The sequence below is a fragment of the Streptomyces sp. SAT1 genome (assembly GCF_001654495.1).
Classification (GTDB): Bacteria; Actinomycetota; Actinomycetes; order Streptomycetales; family Streptomycetaceae; genus Streptomyces; species Streptomyces andamanensis.
Genome location: NZ_CP015849.1, coordinates 5,980,981 through 5,995,083 on the forward strand (window position 1 = coordinate 5,980,981; position 14,103 = coordinate 5,995,083).

12 protein-coding genes are annotated in these 14,103 nt (G+C 74.8%); 7 read left to right on the top strand and 5 right to left on the bottom strand.

Features of this window, described 5'->3' with window-relative positions; translation table 11 throughout:
* Positions 1 to 132 precede the first annotated feature (132 nt).
* The 3 genes from rsgA (at position 133) to A8713_RS25635 (ending at position 3,319) form a co-directional block, all read left to right on the top strand.
* Positions 133 to 1,281 (top strand): ribosome small subunit-dependent GTPase A, encoded by a 1,149-nt coding sequence (rsgA, locus tag A8713_RS25625; protein ID WP_064535908.1) that lies wholly within the window; start codon positions 133 to 135, stop codon positions 1,279 to 1,281.
* A gap of 92 nt (positions 1,282 to 1,373) precedes the next feature.
* A complete protein-coding gene (locus A8713_RS25630) occupies positions 1,374 to 2,771 on the top strand; it encodes a bifunctional transcriptional activator/DNA repair enzyme AdaA (RefSeq protein WP_173860995.1) in 1,398 nt (465 codons plus the stop codon).
* A gap of 14 nt (positions 2,772 to 2,785) precedes the next feature.
* Positions 2,786 to 3,319, top strand: a complete 534-nt coding sequence (locus A8713_RS25635) for a methylated-DNA--[protein]-cysteine S-methyltransferase (protein ID WP_064537712.1) — start codon at positions 2,786 to 2,788, stop codon at positions 3,317 to 3,319.
* A gap of 51 nt (positions 3,320 to 3,370) precedes the next feature.
* Here A8713_RS25635 and A8713_RS25640 read toward each other — a convergent pair whose 3' ends face one another.
* Complete coding sequence (locus A8713_RS25640) at positions 3,371 to 3,751, bottom strand: PPOX class F420-dependent oxidoreductase (RefSeq protein WP_064535910.1); 381 nt, start codon at positions 3,749 to 3,751, stop codon at positions 3,371 to 3,373.
* A 109-nt stretch (positions 3,752 to 3,860) separates the two neighbouring features.
* Complete coding sequence (locus tag A8713_RS25645; RefSeq protein WP_064535911.1) at positions 3,861 to 4,853, bottom strand: helix-turn-helix transcriptional regulator; 993 nt, start codon at positions 4,851 to 4,853, stop codon at positions 3,861 to 3,863.
* 538 nt (positions 4,854 to 5,391) lie between these two features.
* Here A8713_RS25645 and A8713_RS25650 point away from each other — a divergent pair.
* The 3 genes from A8713_RS25650 to A8713_RS25660 all read left to right on the top strand — a co-directional run bounded on the left by A8713_RS25650 (position 5,392) and on the right by A8713_RS25660 (position 9,952).
* Complete coding sequence (locus A8713_RS25650; RefSeq protein WP_064535912.1) at positions 5,392 to 7,224, top strand: protein phosphatase 2C domain-containing protein; 1,833 nt, start codon at positions 5,392 to 5,394, stop codon at positions 7,222 to 7,224.
* Between the two features lie 81 nt (positions 7,225 to 7,305).
* On the top strand, positions 7,306 to 9,048 hold the full coding sequence (locus A8713_RS25655) for a pyruvate dehydrogenase (RefSeq protein ID WP_064535913.1): 1,743 nt from the start codon (positions 7,306 to 7,308) through the stop codon (positions 9,046 to 9,048).
* A 439-nt stretch (positions 9,049 to 9,487) separates the two neighbouring features.
* Positions 9,488 to 9,952 (top strand): ATP-binding protein, encoded by a 465-nt coding sequence (locus A8713_RS25660; protein WP_173860905.1) that lies wholly within the window; start codon positions 9,488 to 9,490, stop codon positions 9,950 to 9,952.
* A gap of 127 nt (positions 9,953 to 10,079) precedes the next feature.
* Here the strand turns inward: A8713_RS25660 and A8713_RS25665 are convergent, their stop codons facing one another.
* Positions 10,080 to 11,114, bottom strand: a complete 1,035-nt coding sequence (locus A8713_RS25665) for a DUF2637 domain-containing protein (RefSeq protein WP_064535914.1) — start codon at positions 11,112 to 11,114, stop codon at positions 10,080 to 10,082.
* 326 nt (positions 11,115 to 11,440) lie between these two features.
* Positions 11,441 to 12,274: a (2Fe-2S)-binding protein gene (locus A8713_RS25670; protein ID WP_064535915.1), complete on the bottom strand. Its 834-nt coding sequence runs from the start codon at positions 12,272 to 12,274 to the stop codon at positions 11,441 to 11,443.
* Positions 12,275 to 12,421: 147 nt separating this feature from the next.
* Here A8713_RS25670 and A8713_RS25675 point away from each other — a divergent pair, with 147 nt between their 5' ends.
* Positions 12,422 to 13,165: a GntR family transcriptional regulator gene (locus A8713_RS25675; RefSeq protein WP_443069747.1), complete on the top strand. Its 744-nt coding sequence runs from the start codon at positions 12,422 to 12,424 to the stop codon at positions 13,163 to 13,165.
* 148 nt (positions 13,166 to 13,313) lie between these two features.
* Here the strand turns inward: A8713_RS25675 and A8713_RS25680 are convergent, their stop codons facing one another.
* The gene (locus tag A8713_RS25680) at positions 13,314 to 14,078 is read right to left on the bottom strand and encodes a hypothetical protein (RefSeq protein WP_037874612.1); all 765 of its coding nucleotides are present in this window, start codon (positions 14,076 to 14,078) and stop codon (positions 13,314 to 13,316) included.
* Between the last annotated feature and the right edge of the window lie 25 nt (positions 14,079 to 14,103).

Here is a 14,103-nt window from a genome sequence, read left to right on the forward strand (position 1 = left end):
CCCATGGCTGTCTCCGTGATGGGCGCTGCCCGCAACCACCAGAGCATCCACTGCATCTCCGCGGTCTCCGGCTGACCTCTTCTCCCAGCGCGCATCTGCGCGAGCCCGGGGCCGCCCTGTGAAGGGTTCCCCTTGTCTCTCCATGCTTCGTCTTCTTCTGCTTCTTCTTCTGCCAGTTCTTCCTCCTCCGCTCCCTCCTCCGCCGGTGAGGCGGCGCTCGTCCGGTACGGCTGGGACGAGGGCTGGGCGGCGGAGTTCGGCCCGTACGGTGAGCAGGGGCTGCTCGCCGGGCGGGTGGTGCGGGTCGACCGCGGGCAGTGCGACGTCGTCACCGCGGGCGGTGTGCTGCGCGCGGACACCGCGTTCGTGACGCCGCACGATCCGATGCGGGTGGTGTGCACCGGTGACTGGGTCGCCGTCGAACCCGGCGGCAACCCGCGCTACGTCCGTACGTACCTGCCGCGCCGGACCGCCTTCCTGCGCTCCACCTCCTCCAAGCGGTCCGAGGGGCAGATCCTCGCCGCCAACGTGGACCACGCGATCGTCGCCGTGTCGCTGGCCGTCGAGGTGGACCTCGGCCGGATCGAGCGGTTCCTCGCGCTGGCCTGGGAGTCGGGCGCGCAGCCGCTGGTCGTGCTGACCAAGGCGGATCTGGTGCCCGACCCGGTGGCGCTGTCGTACCTCGTCCAGGACGTGGAGACGGCGGCGCCCGGGGTGCCGGTGCTCGCGGTCAGCTCGATGGCGGGGGAGGGGCTCGACGCGCTCCTCGCCGCCGTCTCCGGGGGCACGTCCGTGCTGCTGGGGCAGTCCGGTGCGGGCAAGTCGACCCTCGCCAACGCGCTGCTGGGCGAGGAGGTGATGGAGGTGCGGGCCGCCCGGGACGTCGACGGCAAGGGCCGGCACACCACCACCACCCGCAATCTGCTCGCCCTGCCCGGCGGCGGCGTACTGATCGACACGCCGGGGCTGCGCGGGGTCGGCCTGTGGGACGCCGAGAGCGGTGTCGGACAGGTGTTCGCCGAGATCGAGGAGCTGGCCGGGGGGTGCCGGTTCCAGGACTGCGCCCATCTCAGCGAGCCGGGCTGCGCGGTGCTGGCCGCCATCGACTCGGGCGAGCTGCCCGAGCGGCGGCTGGAGAGCTACCGCAAGCTGATGCGCGAGAACCAGCGCATCGTCGCCAAGACCGACGCGCGGCTGCGGGCGGAGATCCGCCGCGACTGGAAGCGCAAGGGGGCGGAGGGCCGGGCCGCCATGGAGGCGAAGCGGGGGCGCTGGGGATAGCGGGGCCGCGGCGGAGCCTGGCAGCGGCCTCGAAGCCCGTGTCCGATTCCCGCCAGCCGAGGACGGCAGGGGGGCGGACACTGGACGGTGTGATGGACGAAGACACCAGGTACGAGGCGGTCCGCAGCCGGGACGGCCGGTTCGACGGAGAGTTCTTCTTCGCCGTCGAGACGACCGGGATCTACTGCCGTCCCAGCTGCCCGGCCGTGACCCCGAAACAACGCAATGTGCGCTACTACGCCACGGCCGCCGCCGCCCAGGGCGCGGGCTTCCGCGCCTGCCGGCGGTGCCGGCCGGACGCGGTGCCCGGCTCGGCCGCGTGGAACGTGCGGGCCGACGTGGTCGGCCGGGCCATGCGGCTGATCGGCGACGGCGTGATCGACCGCGAGGGCGTGGGCGGGCTCGCCGCCCGGCTCGGTTACAGCGCACGGCAGGTGCAGCGCCAGCTCACCGCCGAGGTGGGCGCCGGGCCGGTCGCCCTCGCCCGCGCGCAGCGCGCGCACACCGCCCGGGTGCTGCTCCAGACCACCGGTCTGCCGGTGACCGAGATCGCCTTCGCGGCCGGGTTCGCCAGCGTGCGGCAGTTCAACGACACGATCCGGGAGGTCTACGCCGCGACCCCGAGCGAGCTGCGGGCCGCCGCGCCCCGCACCAGGCACCGGCGGGCGGCCACGCCCACCGCCGGGATACCGCTGCGGCTCGCCCACCGCGGCCCCTACCAGGCCGGACCCGTCTTCGACCTGCTGAGCCGCGAGGCCGTGCCCGGCGTCGAGGAGGTGAGCGGCCGGCCGGGCGCGCGTACGTACCGGCGGACCCTGCGGCTGCCCCACGGCACCGGGATCGTCGCCGCCGACGAGCGCCCCGGCGGACCGCGCACCGCCTCCTGCGCCCACCCGGGCGGCTGGCTGGAGGCCCGGCTGCACCTGACCGACCCGCGCGACCTGACGACGGCCGTGCAGCGGCTGCGGCGGCTGTTCGACCTCGACGCCGATCCGTACGCCGTCGACGAACGGCTCGGCGCCGACCCCCGGCTGGCGCCGCTGGTCGCGGCCAGGCCGGGACTGCGGTCGCCGGGTTCCGCCGACCCCGACGAGACGGCGCTGCGGGCGCTGACGGGACCGGAGGCGGCCGGGGAACTGGTGCGGCGCCACGGCAAGGCGCTCGACGCGCCCTGCGGCACGCTGACCCATCTGTTCCCGGAACCCGCCGCGCTCGCGGGCGCCGAGCCCGGCGGTACCCTCGGCGCGCTGGCCGCCGCCCTCGCCGACGGCGCGGTACGGCTGGACCCCGGCGCCGACCGGGACGAGGCGCACCGGGCGCTGCTCGCGGTGCCCGGCCTGGACGCCGCCACGGCCGCCGCCGTCCGCACCCGCGCCCTCGGCGACCCCGACGTGGCCCCGCCCGGCGTGCCGGTCCCCGACCACTGGCGCCCCTGGCGCTCGTACGCACTCCTCCACCTGCGGGTGGCAGACGACTTGGAGACACCGTGACCACCGTGACCAGCATGGAGACCGTCATCGAGACCCCCGGCGCCCCCCTCGCCGAGGCGGGAGCGACCTACTGGACGCGCTGCGACAGCCCGCTCGGACAACTGCTCCTGACCGCCGACGGGGACGGTGTCCTCACCTCCCTGTCCGTGCCCGGCCAGAAGGGCGGACGCACCGTGCGGGACGACTGGCGGCACGACACCGGCCCGTTCCGGGCGGCCGAGGAGCAGTTGCGGGCCTACTTCGCCGGTGAACTCAGGGAGTTCGCCCTGCCGCTGCGCAGCGAGGGCAGCGCGTTCCGGGAGCGGGTGTGGGCCGCGCTGGACGCCGTCCCGTACGGCACGACCACGACGTACGGCGAGATCGCCGCGCGGATCGGGGCCTCCCGGGCGGCCGTGCGCGCCGTCGGCGGCGCCATCGGCGCCAACCCACTGCTCGTGGTGCGCCCCTGCCACCGGGTGATCGGCGCCAACGGCACGCTCACCGGGTACGCCGGCGGGCTGGACCGCAAGGTGCGGCTGCTCGCGCTGGAGGGCGTACCGCTGCCGTAGGACGTACCGCTGCCGTAGGGCGTACCGCCGCCGTGGGCCGGGCCCCTGGGGTCAGCCGTCCCGGCCGTCGTCCAGCCCCCAGCTGTGGATCCACCGCGGATGGACGCGGATCACCTCCTCGCTGAACCGCGGACCCAGGGTGTGCGTTCCGGTGAGGAGTTCGGCCTCGCCGCGGATGTCCACGCCGCGCACCTTCCAGGGGTCGAGGCTGACGATGTCGTCGACGACCAGGGCGACCTTGGGGTTCTGCCGCAGATTGCGCCACTTCTTCGTCCGGCCCATCGCCTGGCCGCCGATCAGGATGGTGCCGTCGTCCTGCGGGAAGAAGCCGACGGGGTTGGCCTGCGGCTGGCCGCGCGGATCGACGGTGGCCAGCCGCCCCAGCCGCTGGGTCCTCAGATAGGCGCGCTCCGCCTCGGTGAATTCGGTCATGACAGCAGCCAAGCACCTCGGAAGCGGCCGGCGCACCGCGCCCTCCCCGGGGCACGCCGCGAACGGGCGGCCCGGCCCGGCCCACCTGCCGGGCGGGCCGCCCGGCGGGTCACACGTCGTGCGGCTCCCGGGCCACCCAGCCGCGTTCGTAGGCGTGCCAGCCCAGTTGCAGCCGGGTGCTCACACCGGTCAGCTCCATCAGCCGCTTCACCCGCCGCTGCACCGTCCGCAGGCCCAGGTCGAGCTGTTTGGCGACGCTCGCGTCGGTCAGCCCCGCCAGGAGCAGGGAGAGCACCTGGAGGTCGGTGGCGTCCGGGGCGTGCGGGCCCTGCTCGACGACACCGGACGCGCCGAGGCGCAGCGGCAGCGCGCCCCGCCACACCGACTCGAACAGCCCCGACAGCAGCTCCAGCAGACCGCTGGAGTGCACGACGAGCGCGGCGGGCTCCGCCATGCGGGAGGTGAGCGGCACCATGGCCAGCGCCCGGTCCGCGACGACCAGTTTGGTCGGCACCTCGTCGACGACCCGCACCCGTTCGTCGCGGCCCAGCGCGGCGGTCAGCTCCGTGATGCCGTGCGGCAGGTCGAGCACCGCGCGCTCGACCACCACCCGGTAGCGCACACCGCGGCCCGCCGCCTGCTCCTCGGCGTCGTTCTCCATCCCGGAGACCACCATCGGATTGCCGGTGACCAGGGCGCACACCTCGTCGGCCGCGCCCAGTTGCAACTGGAGGAAGCGCTGGGCGACCGCGGAGGCGCCGGTGACCACCTCGATCAGATCGTGCACCGACGGCTCGGCCGCCGCCGCGCGGTACTCCTCGGCGAGCAGCGCGGCGGCCAGCTCCGCCTTCTCCAGCTCGTGCCGCTGCTGGGTGAGCAGCGCGCCGAGCGCCACCCCGGGCGGGGCGGCGACCCAGCGGCCCGGCCGGGCCGAGGACTGGGCCGCGAGCCCGTGCCGCTCCAGCCGGCGCAGGGCGCGCTCGGTGTCGTGCTCGCCGAGCATCAGCCGCCGGGCGAGGTCGGGCACGTCGGCGGCGCCCACGGCCACCAGCGCCCGGTACGCCGACTCGTGCCTCTCGTCCAGCCCTATCGCTGCCAGCATCAGCTGCGGTTCCTCCTCTTCAGGCTCTTCGGGTCCTGTCGCCGGTCGCCCGCCGTCGGCCGGCGGCGTGCCGCGGTGGCGGGAAACAGCCACGGCGCAAACCCGCCGCCCAACATCATCGCCGTAGCCCTGGTCATCCTGACAAGGTGGCACCACCGAGGAGCCGGTGACGGCGGCTCGTCAGCCGGCCTCGCCGGGGTGGCCCACGCGGGTGGCCTGCGGGGACACGGCCGGCCACTCCGGCGCACGCCTCAGCGCGCACACCGGCGCGCGGCTCGCCGTACGACTCGGTCCGGCAGTCGCGACCGGCGGCCGCGGACCTCTTGGACGGCCGGGTTCCGGCCGTCCGGAACCTGACCCTGACCCGGGTCCACCAGACGTCGCCGGGCGGTTCTCCCGTGGGGGGTGGGACCGCCCGGCGGCACTTTCCGTACGTGAGTTCGGTACGTAGCCCGGCAGGCCGTTCCGGTCGTCCGCCGGGGCCGGATTTTCCCGATGCCCCGTTTTCCTCCGGCCCGCGCGGTGAACAATCGGGGGCATGAGCCAGCAGGGGGGAAGGCCCACCGGTCATGAGGACGACTGGTGGCGGCAGTTGTACGACGACTCCACCGAGGACACGGGTCCCACGGCCGCGGCCGATTCCCTGGACGACCGTTTCGCCTCGGCGTCCGGGGCGCTGGACCGGGCCGCGGGCCCGGCCGCAGTTCCTGCGGGGGAGGGGGACCGGCCCGACCCCCCGGACCTGGATCTGGGCCCGTACCCCTGTCCGGCCCTGGCCCTGGACCTCGACCGGGACGTGGGCCAGGACCAGGACCAGGACCAGGGCCTGGGACAGGGCAACGGCCTGGACAGAGGCCGGGAGCAGGAGCAGGACCAGAACTCCGGCCGAGGCCAGGATCCCGTTCCGGACCCGCACCTGGACCCGGACCCGCACCTGGACCCGGCGCCGGGCCTGGACCCGGCATCGGACCTGGACCCGGCACGGGCACCGGCACTGGACCCGGAACCAGACCTGTACCCGGACCTGCTCACGGACGGCCCGCCGACCATGCGGCTGACGGCATCCGGCGCTGGAACGGCATCCGGCACCGGAGCCCCCACCGGACCCCCGGCGGCAGCCCCGCGCCCCGCTGCGGCTCCCGACGGACCGGCTCCGGACGGACCGGCTCCGGACGGACCGGCTCCGGACGGGCCGGGTCTCGACGGGCCGGCTCCCGGCGGGCCGGGTCCCGGACCGGCCTCCTGGTGGCAGCGGGCCCCCTGGGAGGCCCCACCGGCCGCGCCCCCGCCGACCGGGCCCGACGGCCCCGACGGCCCGCCGGGCCCCGCCTCGCTCGTCGTCGCCCACGTGGGGTCCGGGCCGCCGACGTACGACGCCGAGCCCACCGCGCTCCCGGCCGCCGACCCCGATGCGCTCGACGATCTGGTCCCGGACACCGTGGTGGACGGCGCCCGGTACGGCGCCTGCACGCTGCGTGCCGTCTCGGTCCGCGGCGATTCGCCGCGCTACCGGGGCGAGCCGCGCCGGGACGCGCTGCTCACCGCGCGCTTCGGCGCGGGCGAGCAGGCGCTGATCCTCGTCGCGATGGCCACCGGCGTGCGCGCGAGACCGGGCGCGCACCGCGCGGCGGCCGAGGTGTGCCGGTGGATCGCGCGGGCGGTCGGCCGCAGTCACGTCCGGCTGGCCGAGGACATCCGGGCGGCCCGGCGCGGTGAGCTGAAGTCAGGTCTCCAGCGGCTCACCGACCGCAGCCTGGGCAGACTCCGCGCCAGCGCCGTGGAACAGGGCCTGGCCCCGGAGGAGTACGCGGCCACGCTGCGCTGTCTGCTGCTGCCCGCCGACCCGCACTGCCGGACGCGGGTCTTCTTCGGGGTGGGCGAGGGCGGCCTCTTCCGGCTGCGGGACGGTGCCTGGCAGGACATCGAACCCCGTGTCACCGACGAACCGGACCCGTCCGGACAGCCGGGCCCCCACCAGCGGCCGCAGCCTCCCCACCCGCCGCAGCCACCCGAGTCGCTGGGTCCGCCCGAGCCGTCCGGACCGGCCGCCGCGCCCACCGACCCGTTCACCCTGGATCTCGGCGCCCCGGCCCCGCAGGACCCGCGGTCCGCGCACGCGGAGGAGTCCCGGCCGCCCCACGCGGAGCCCTTCCGCTTCCGTGCCGGGGTAGCCCGGCCGGGTGACACCCTCCTGATGTGCACCGGCGGCCTCGCCGAGCCGCTGCGCGGCGAGGCCGAACTGGGCGTGTATCTCGCCCGGCGGTGGGCCGGTTCCGCCGTGCCGGGTCTCGCCGCGTTCCTCGCGGACGCCCAGGTGCGGGTGAAGGGCTACGCGGACGACCGCAGCGCCGCCGCCATCTGGGAGGCGTGAGCGACGGGGCTGTGAATTCATGGACCCAGGAGTCCGCAGTGGTCGGCGGCAGTCGGCCAAAGACCGAAGGGTACCGGGAGCATGGCCAAGCAGAACGTCGCAGAGCAGTTCGTCGACATCCTCGTCCGTGCCGGTGTCAAACGCCTGTACGGCGTCGTCGGGGACAGCCTCAACCCGGTCGTCGACGCGGTCCGGCGCAACTCCGCCATCGACTGGATCCACGTACGCCACGAGGAGACCGCCGCGTTCGCGGCCGGTGCCGAGGCACAGATCACCGGGAAGCTGACGGCCTGTGCCGGCTCCTGCGGCCCCGGCAACCTGCACCTCATCAACGGCCTGTACGACGCCCACCGCTCCATGGCCCCGGTGCTCGCCCTCGCCTCGCACATCCCGTCCAGCGAGATCGGCCTCGGCTACTTCCAGGAGACGCATCCCGACCGGTTGTTCCAGGAGTGCAGCCACTACAGCGAGCTGATCTCCAGCGCCAAGCAGATGCCCCGGCTGCTGGACACCGCCATCCAGCACGCGGTGGGCCGCAGCGGGGTCAGCGTCGTCACGCTGCCCGGCGACATCGCGGCCGAGCCGGCGCCCGACAAGGCCGCCGAGACCGCCATCGTGACCTCGCGGCCCACCGTCCGGCCCGGCGACGCGGAGATCGACCGGCTGGTCCGGATGATCGACGCGGCCGGCAAGGTCACCCTGTTCTGCGGCAGCGGCACGGCGGGCGCGCACGCCGAGGTGATGGAGTTCGCCGGGAAGGTCAAGTCACCGGTGGGGCACGCGCTGCGCGGCAAGGAGTGGATCCAGTACGACAATCCGTACGACGTCGGGATGAGCGGGCTGCTCGGCTACGGCGCCGCCTACGAGGCCACCCACGAGTGCGACCTGCTGATCCTGCTCGGCACGGACTTCCCGTACAACGCGTTCCTGCCCGACGACGTGCAGATCGCACAGGTCGACGTGCGGCCCGAGGTGCTGGGCCGGCGGTCCAAGCTCGACCTGGCCGTGTGGGGCGATGTGAGGGAGACGCTGCGCTGTCTGATCCCCCGGGTGCGGGAGAAGACGAACCGGCGGTTCCTGGACCGGATGCTCAAGAAGCACACGGACGCGCTGGAGGGGGTCGTCAAGGCGTACACGCGCAAGGTCGACAAGCACGTCCCGATCCATCCCGAGTACGTGGCCGCCGTACTGGACGACCTCGCCGCCGACGACGCCGTGTTCACCATCGACACCGGCATGTGCAACGTGTGGGGCGCCCGCTATCTCTCGCCCAACGGGCGCCGCCGGATCATCGGTTCCTTCTCGCACGGGTCCATGGCGAACGCGCTGCCGATGGCGATCGGCGCCCAGTTCACCGACCGGAACCGGCAGGTGGTCTCACTGTCCGGGGACGGCGGCTTCGCCATGCTGATGGGCGACTTCCTGACCCTGGTCCAGTACGACCTGCCGGTGAAGGTGGTGCTGTTCAACAACTCCTCGCTCGGCATGGTGGAGCTGGAGATGCTGGTCGCGGGCCTGCCCTCGTACGGCACCACCAACAAGAACCCGGACTTCGCCGCCGTCGCCCGTGCCTGCGGCGCGCACGGTGTCCGGGTGGAGAAACCCAAGGAGCTGGCGGGCGCCCTGAAGGACGCGTTCAAACACAAGGGTCCCGCGCTGGTGGACGTCGTCACCGACCCCAACGCCCTGTCCATCCCGCCGAAGATCAGCGCCGAGATGGTGTCCGGCTTCGCCCTGTCGGCGTCCAAGATCGTGCTCGACGGCGGGGTGGGGCGGATGCTCCAGATGGCCCGGTCGAACCTGCGCAACGTGCCGCGGCCCTGAGGGCGCCCCCGTGGAGAGCGTCGTACTCCGGCCAAGTTCCGGCCGCGGCGCGCCCGCCCGGCTGTCGTACACCTGAGCGACCATGAGTGTCCGTACAGGCCCGTACAGGCCCGTACGGGCCCATGCGTGGCCGGAATCGGCCGGGTGCGGGCGGCGGCGGCCCGGCCCGGGAACCGCGGGCCGGGCGGCCGGGTATCCCGGGCGCGTCCGGTGGGGCACCGGCCCTGCCCGGGGCCCACGGCAGGGCGGTCCGCGACGCCCCCGTGGGGCGCTGCCGGGAGTGCCCGGACATGGCCGAACACACGGTCGTTGACGATTCGACATGACTGCCCCGGACCTCACGGGGCATGGATCCCCGTGAACGTGTTCGAGCTGGAGGGGAACCGACATCGGCACGCGGGCGGGGGAGATGACGAGTCAGGCACGAGGGGGCGGGCCCATGACGGCGGGGGCCTCCCCGGTGAGGACGGCGGGGGACGAGGAATTCGGAGAGGCGGACCGGGCGGCGGACCGGGCGGCGGCGTCGCAGCTGAGACGCCGGCTGGGCCGCGCGGATCTGCGGGCGGTGCCCGAGGCCAGGCGGGCGCTGCGGGAGCTGCTGCACCGCTGGGGGCCGCCGGAGCGGTCGGAGGTCGCCGAGCTGCTCACCAGCGAACTGGTGACCAACGCGTTGGTGCACACCGACGACGACGCGATCCTGACGGCCACCGTCTCCCCGGACGGACTGCGCGTGGAGGTACGGGACTTCGTGGCCAGGGGACCGCGGCCGCGGGTGCCGGTCGCCGCCGAGGACACCAACGGCAGGGGACTCGTGCTGGTCGAGTCCCTCGCGGACGACTGGGGCGTGTGCCCGCACGAGATCGGCAAGTCCGTCTGGTTCGAGCTGGGCGGGCGGGCCGCCTGACCCGGGACGGAAGCCGGGCGCCGGACGACGGACGGCGGGGCGGCGCGGGCCCGGACAACGGGGAGGGGGCCCGGACCTCGCGGTCCGCGCCCCCTTCCCCCACGGTCACTCGGTGACCGTACGACCCTCAGCCGAACTGCTGCTCCAGGTCCTTGAGCTTGCGCTCCAGCGAGTCCAGACGCGGCAGCGCCTGTGTGTCGTCCTCCGCGGTGAGGTCGACGGTGATGGCGTCACCGCCCTTGCGGACGGGCTGGAGCGAGGGCCTGGCGCGCACCGGAAGCGGTTCCGCCGCTATGGCAGGCTCCGTGGCGGCCTGGGAGGAGCCGCGCTCCAGGGCCTGTGCCTCGCCCTGCCGGCCGCCCCGGCCGGGAAAGCCGCGGTGGCCCCGGCTGATCGCCTTGAGCTGGGCGCGCTCCACCCGGTCGTGCTCGCGCCGCAGCCGCCGGTTCTCCTCCTTCTGCCGGGCGTCCTCGCGGACCTCCTCGACCGCCTCGTCCAGGCTGCGCACGTTCTCCAGGAGCATCAGCGACCAGGCGCGGTAGGTCTCCCGGGGGGCCCGCAGCCAGCGGACGATACGGATCTGCGGCAGCGGCCGCGGGACCAGGCCCTGCTCGCGCAGTGCGGCCCGGCGGGTCTGCTTCAGCGCGCGGTCGAAGAGGACCGCCGCGGACAGCGACATGCCGGCGAAGAACTGGGGCGCGCCCGCGTGGTCGACGCCCCGGGGCGCGTGCACCCAGTTGAACCAGGCGGCGGCAGCGGCGAAGAGCCACACCAGCAGGCGGGAGCCGAGCGCCGCGTCACCGTGGCTGGCCTCGCGCACCGCGAGCACGGAGCAGAACATCGCGGCGCCGTCCAGGCCGAACGGCACCAGGTACTGCCAGCCTTCGGTCAGGCCGAGGTTCTGCTCGCCGAAGCCGACCAGGCCGTGGAAGGAGAGGGCCGCGGCGACCGCCGCGCAGCAGAACAGCAGGACGTAGGAGGCGGTGCCGTAGACGGCCTCCTTGCGCCTGCGGCGCTCCTCGCTGCGCTCCCACGAGTCGTCCGTGCTCGTCTTCCCTTCGGACCGCTTGCCGCGCGCGAGCACCGCCACCGCCGCCAGCACGCCCAGGAGCAGTACGGCGCCCGGAAGCAGCCAGTTCAGCGATATGTCGGTCAGTCTCATCTGGGGTCCCTTGCATGGGGATAGGGCGTAACGCCCGCCATAGTGTCCCAATCCCACCGGCCCTCAGGGGGTTTCGGGGCAAGAGACCGCCAAGGGGGTGCAAGGGGCTGCCCGAGGACGGCGTTCTGCTCGAACTGCCGCATGAGGGGCGGGAGTTGAGTTCGAATAAGACTACCCGTACGGATGGTTCCGCGGAAAGTTCCCGTGCCGGGTGGGGAAATCGTGAATCTCCCGTGACCGCGGTGCCCGCAAGGGTGCCCTGTTCGCGGATGATCTTACGGGACGCACGGCTGTGCTCCGTACCGCCTGACGGGCGGTCAGGAGGCTCAAGCGGCCGCGGCGGCGGTGAGTTTGGGGGCCCTGGTCGTGCCGCAGGTGCGCGGGCAGCCGGCGCAGATCTCCTCGGGGCGCACGGTGTAGAACATGCAGCAGCTGACCCGGTCCCGGGCGGGCGAGGCCGTGTCGCTGGGCCCGGCCGGCTCGCGGAAGGCCGTCGAGCCGACGAAGGGGCGGGTGGTGCCGGGCAGCAGCAGCTCCAGCTCCCGCCGGGCCCGCTCCTGCTCGCCGAGCAGCTGGGCGACGTAGTGCAGGCCCTCGACGACCTCGTCGGTCGCCATGCCCCACATGGCCCGGCCGCGCCGCCGCATGCGCGGTCCGAACCCGGCGAGCAGCGGTTCCAGGTGCTCGGCGACGGCCGCCCGCACCTCGGCCCGCAGGGCGTCCTCGTCGGGCACCACGCGGGCGCCTGGCAGGGCTGCCGCCGGGTCGTCCGGCAGGCAGGCGAAGGAGCCGGGGCGTACGGCCATGCGGCCGGCGGAGCGGTCGTACCAGACGCGCTCCGGGGGCAGGTACGGCACGCGGCGGTGCAGGAACCACGGGATCGTGAACAGCAGGCAGGCCGGCCAGGCGTACCGGTGCAGTCCGAAGCTCGCCACCACGTCCGGGCGGGCCGGGGTGCCGTAGTCCCGCAGGACCTGTGCGTCGTCCCAGGCCAGATACGCGTCCAGGGCGTCGCCGCCCGCCGCGAGGGCCGCGGCCGACACCCAGGCGCCCCCGGCGGGGGCCTCGTCCGCCGGGCCGGTCTCCGTCACCGTGAAGGACGGGAGGGCCTCGGTGAGGCGGGCGTAGGCGTCCGCCACGGCCGAAGGGTGCACAGGCATGCGGGACCGCCGATCAGCGTTCGAAGGGCTGCTGGGTGAGAGGTAAGCCTTACCTTACTCAACTTCTCCGGAATGTGAACCCTCGGCCCCTTGCGCCTAAGGTGCCTTGACGGACGAGTGACAACTCGTCGTCCTGAATCGCGTCATATGGCCTCATGCCAGGGCGGAACAGACGAGCGGACCCGGAGGAGGACCGTGGAGCAGGGCATACCGGCCCCCGCCGGGGCGGGAATCTCGCGCACGGTACCGGCGGTACCGGCGCCACGGGAGGTGCGGCGCGCCTCCGTGCGCGGACAGGTCCTCGACGCGCTGCGCACGGCCCTGGTGACGGGGGAGCTGCGGCCCGGCGAGCTGTACTCGGCGCCCGCGCTCGGCGAACGGCTCGGGGTGTCGGCGACCCCGGTGCGCGAGGCGATGCAGCAGCTCACACTGGAGGGCGCCGTCGAGGTGGTGCCCAACCGCGGCTTCCGCGTGGTGGAGCGCGACGCCCGCGAGGCCGCCGAGCTGGCCGAGGTACGGGCCCTGGTCGAGGTGCCCGTGCTGCTCCGGCTGGCCCGCACCGTGCCCGCCGGACGCTGGGCCGGGCTGCGCCCGCTGGCCGAGGCCACCGTCCGGGCCGCGTCCTCGGGCAGCCCGGCCGCCTACGCCGAGGCCGACCACGCCTTCCACGGCGCCGTACTGGCCCTGTCCGGCAACGAACAGCTCGTCCGCGTCGCCGGCGACCTGCACCGGCGGGCCCAGTGGCCGCCGCCCGGCGCCCTCGCGCGCGCCGCCCGCGCCGGTCTGGTCGCCGACGCCGCCGAGCACGGCGCCCTCCTGGACGCCCTGATCGCCCGCGACGGCGCCGCGGTCCGCGCCCTGGTGGACGCCCACTTCGCCACCCCCGGCTGACCGGCGCGGACCGGGCGCCCGCGCTCGCCGGGCGGTCCCGCGCTCGCCGGGCGGTCCCGTGCCCGCCGGATGGTCCCGCGTTCGCTGGATGGTCCCGTGCTCCCCGGATGGGCCCGCGCCCGCCGGATCGGGCCGTGGCCCCGGGGGATCAGGCCGTGGCCGCGCCCGGTGGTGGGGCGAGCTGCCGGGACAGCCAGGTGGGCACGCCGCCCAGCAGGCGGAACAGCCGGCGGGCCTCCTCGCGCAGCCGGGACGCCTCGGGCTCCTCCTCGGTGTCGGCCAGGGAGACCAGGGCGGGGGCGGTGCCGACCAGGTAGCCCAGTTCCTCGCGGATCCGCAGGGACTCGGCGAACCCGTGCCGGGCCTCGGCCAACTCGCCCTCGCGCAGGGCGAGTCCGGCCAGATGGCGCCAGGTGAAGGAGAGCAGCAGCGGGTCGGGCCGGGCGGTGGCGCCCGCGTGGGCGCGGCGGTAGGCGGCGCGCGCGGCCTGCGCGGAGCGGGTCAGGTTCTCCGCGATCAGCCCGCGCCGGAAGTCCAGCAGCGCCCGCCCCGCCCCGCCCGGCTCGATCAGCGCGGCGGCCCGGCCGAGCGCCGAGCGCGCCTCGTCGGCCCGGTCCCGTACGCCGTGCAGCGTCGCGGAGTAGGCCAAGTACCCGCGTTCACAAGCGGCGGCGCCGCGCTCCTCGTCGGAGTGGGCCAGCGCCTCCGCGGTGCGCAGCGCGTCCTCGGCCTCCTCCCAGCCCGCCTCGGTGTACAGGCAGCGCTCCACCAGCAGCACGGTGCGCTGGAGCGCTGCGGCGGCGGTGCCCACCGGCAGCAGCGCGGCCGCGTCGGCCCAGCACGCGCGTGAGCGCAGCCGCCATACCGCGGTCTGGAGTGGATCGTCACCAGCGGTCGTTCCGTTACCAGACATGGCGGTATGCGCCACGTTGCCCTCC

Coding starts and splice junctions, on each gene's coding strand:
- A8713_RS25660 (WP_173860905.1), top strand. CDS start 9,488: ATGACGGCGGGGGCCTCCCCGGTGAGGACGGCGGGGGACGAGGAATTC.
- A8713_RS25640 (WP_064535910.1), bottom strand. CDS start 3,751: ATGACCGAATTCACCGAGGCGGAGCGCGCCTATCTGAGGACCCAGCGG.
- A8713_RS25650 (WP_064535912.1), top strand. CDS start 5,392: ATGAGCCAGCAGGGGGGAAGGCCCACCGGTCATGAGGACGACTGGTGG.
- A8713_RS25665 (WP_064535914.1), bottom strand. CDS start 11,114: ATGAGACTGACCGACATATCGCTGAACTGGCTGCTTCCGGGCGCCGTA.
- A8713_RS25670 (WP_064535915.1), bottom strand. CDS start 12,274: ATGCCTGTGCACCCTTCGGCCGTGGCGGACGCCTACGCCCGCCTCACC.
- A8713_RS25630 (WP_173860995.1), top strand. CDS start 1,374: ATGGACGAAGACACCAGGTACGAGGCGGTCCGCAGCCGGGACGGCCGG.
- A8713_RS25645 (WP_064535911.1), bottom strand. CDS start 4,853: ATGCTGGCAGCGATAGGGCTGGACGAGAGGCACGAGTCGGCGTACCGG.
- A8713_RS25675 (WP_443069747.1), top strand. CDS start 12,422: ATGGCCTCATGCCAGGGCGGAACAGACGAGCGGACCCGGAGGAGGACC.
- A8713_RS25635 (WP_064537712.1), top strand. CDS start 2,786: ATGGAGACCGTCATCGAGACCCCCGGCGCCCCCCTCGCCGAGGCGGGA.
- A8713_RS25655 (WP_064535913.1), top strand. CDS start 7,306: ATGGCCAAGCAGAACGTCGCAGAGCAGTTCGTCGACATCCTCGTCCGT.
- A8713_RS25680 (WP_037874612.1), bottom strand. CDS start 14,078: ATGTCTGGTAACGGAACGACCGCTGGTGACGATCCACTCCAGACCGCG.